At 68.9% G+C, this 2,537-nt stretch carries 3 protein-coding genes; all 3 read right to left on the reverse strand.

Features of this window, described 5'->3' with window-relative positions; translation table 11 throughout:
* Nucleotides 1-1,934, reverse strand: a 1,934-nt coding sequence (locus tag ACTS11_RS18730; RefSeq protein ID WP_442641804.1) for a chemotaxis protein CheA, incomplete at its 3' end; no start/stop codon positions are given.
* A 1-nt stretch (nt 1,935) separates the two neighbouring features.
* On the reverse strand, nt 1,936-2,304 hold the full coding sequence (locus tag ACTS11_RS18735; protein WP_442641805.1) for a response regulator: 369 nt from the start codon (nt 2,302-2,304) through the stop codon (nt 1,936-1,938).
* Nucleotides 2,301-2,537, reverse strand: a 237-nt coding sequence (locus ACTS11_RS18740; protein WP_442641806.1) for a hypothetical protein, incomplete at its 5' end; no start/stop codon positions are given. The genes ACTS11_RS18740 and ACTS11_RS18735, both read right to left, overlap by 4 nt.

The following is a 2,537-nucleotide window of genomic DNA, read 5'->3' on the forward strand; positions in this document are numbered from 1 at the left end:
GGGTGGGCGATGCCGAAGACCTCCGCGAGGTCGATGATCGGAATGAGCTCCCCGCGATTGGCCACGACCCGGCCGGTGCGGCCGATCGCGTGGATCGTCGCGCTCGAGGGCCGCAGCGTCTCGAGGATGGCAGAGAGCGGCAGGACCATCATCTCGCCGCCGAACTCCACCAGCATCCCTTCGAGGACGGCGAGCGTGAGCGGAAGCGCGATGGTGAAGGTCGTGCCCTCGCCCGCGGCGGACTGGATCGTGACCCGGCCGCCGAGCGCCTGGATTTCCCGCCGCACGACGTCGAGGCCGACGCCGCGGCCGGACAGGGCCGAGACTTCGTCCTTCGACGAGAAGCCCGGCATAAAGAGAAGGTTGTCGATCTCGGTGGCGCTCAGCGACATGCCGGGCGGCACGAGACCTCTCGCTTCGGCGAGTTCGCGCACCTTTTCGCGATTGATGCCGGCACCGTCGTCAGTGACCTCGATGATGACCCGGCCCGAGCGGTGAGCGGCGGAGAGCGTGATCGTGCCGGTCTCCGGCTTGCCGCGTGCGCGGCGCGTCTCGGCATCCTCGAGCCCGTGATCGACGGAGTTCCGGATCATGTGCGTCAACGGATCGACCAGCCGCTCGATCACCGTCTTGTCGACCTCGGTGGATTCGCCGATGGTGACGAGACGCACCTGCTTGCCGGTCGCGTCCGACGCCTCGCGAATGATGCGGTGCATGCGCTGGAACACGGGTTTCAGCGGCTGCGCGCGGATCGCCATGACGCTTTCCTGGATGCCCGAGGCCAGTTGCTTGATGCCGTCGAGCCCGTTCGAGACGTCGCTGTTGGCGGCGATTCCCGCGGTCTCGATGGCCTGGGACAGCATCGCCTCCATGATGACCAGTTCGCCGATCAGGTTGATCAGGCGGTCCACGCGGTCGAGGTTGACGCGGATCGTGGCGTGCGCCGCAGATCCGTGGGCGTCCCCGGCCGGCGCGCCCCTTGCCGGTCTGTCGCCATCGGCCGCCTCCGGAGGGGACACTGCAGGAACCACGGCCATGTCGGGTGCGGAGCGAGCGGGGTCGGGCGCGGCCGGGGCCGCCACGAACGCTTCGCCGATCGGCGGCGCTTGGTGTCCGGTCGGAGCCTCCGCTTCGTCCACGACAATACGGTGGACCGAAACATCGGCGACATCGGTGACGAATTCGAAGACGGCGAGGATCTCCTCCTCCGCCGCATCGGTCTCGAGCGTCAGCGTCCAGCGCAGCCGCGGCTCCGAAGGATCGAAGGCGGCCAGGCCGGGGACGTCGGCGGCATCAGCCTTCAGCGAGACGGGGCCGAATTGTCCCAGCGCCTTGAACAGCGCGAGCGGCTCGTTGCCGGTGCCGTAGAACTCGCCCCGCGGCGCGAAGCCGATGCGCAGGACCGCCGCTCCGCCCTCGCCGTCCGCGGTCCCGTCGTCGGTGCCGGGCTCGCCGATGTCGGGCAGGAGCGGTCCGGTATCGGTTCCGAGCGCCATGACGGTCGGGACGAATTCGAAGGGCACATCCTCCTCCTCGGAGCCGGCCCCGTCGGCCAGCGCGTCGAGCTCGGAGAGGATCTGCGTCATCCGCGCCTCGGCCGGCGGGCGGCCGTCGCGCGCGCAATAGACGAGGTCGGACAGCATGTCGCCCGCTCGCAGGAGCGTGCGCACGACACCGTCGGACGCCTCCATCCGGCCGCATCGCATGTGATCGAGCACCGTCTCGAAGAGGTGCGAGAACGTCACCAGGACGTCGAGCCCGAAGGCGCCGGCGCCGCCCTTGATGGAATGGACGGCCCGGAAGACCGCATGAAGGGTCTCCATGTCGTCTCCGACCTCTCCTTCGGAGATCTGGCGGAGACCTTCCCCCAGGCTGTCGAGCAGATCCTCGCATTCCTGGAAGAACGAGACACGCAGTTCGTCAAGCCCCGACATCCTAGATCCCCAACACTCTGTTGATGACGGCGACAAGTCGCTGGTCGTCGAACGGTTTCACGATCCAGCCCGTCGCGCCGGCACTGCGGGCGCGGGCCTTGAGCTCTTCCCCGCTCTCGGTGGTCAGGACCAGGACGGGCAGGCTGCCGTAGGTCGGATCCCTGCGCACCCCCTCGATCACGCCGAAGCCGTCGAGGCGCGGCATGTTGATGTCGGTGATCACGAGGTCCGGGGCGGCCATGGCCAGACGCTCGAGACCCTCGATGCCATCGGCGGCGAAATGCAGTTCGAACCCGCTGGGCGCGAGCGCGGCGCCGATCAGGCCGCGCATGGTGGGGGAGTCGTCGACGGCGAGGATGCGGGCGGTCATGCGTGCGACCCCCCGGTCACCCCTTCGGAGATCATGTCCGGATCGAGCGCGAGGCCGGTCCACACGGCACGGAACGCCTCCGACACGGGGCCGATCCGGAAGGATTCTCCGTCCTCCCGCCACTGCCGGTCGGCCGAGACGAGAACCTCGAGCGCGAGGCCGCTCGCCTTGCGAACGTCGCCGGCGTCGATCGCGACCGCCCGTCCGCGCAAGCCGAGAAGGGTATCCATGAC

Source organism: Roseicyclus sp. (assembly GCF_052168335.1).
Lineage (GTDB): Bacteria > Pseudomonadota > Alphaproteobacteria > Rhodobacterales > Rhodobacteraceae > Roseibacterium.

Bases quoted from the DNA above. Each gene is read 5' to 3' on its own strand.
- ACTS11_RS18735 (WP_442641805.1), bottom strand. From the start codon at position 2,304: ATGACCGCCCGCATCCTCGCCGTCGACGACTCCCCCACCATGCGCGGC.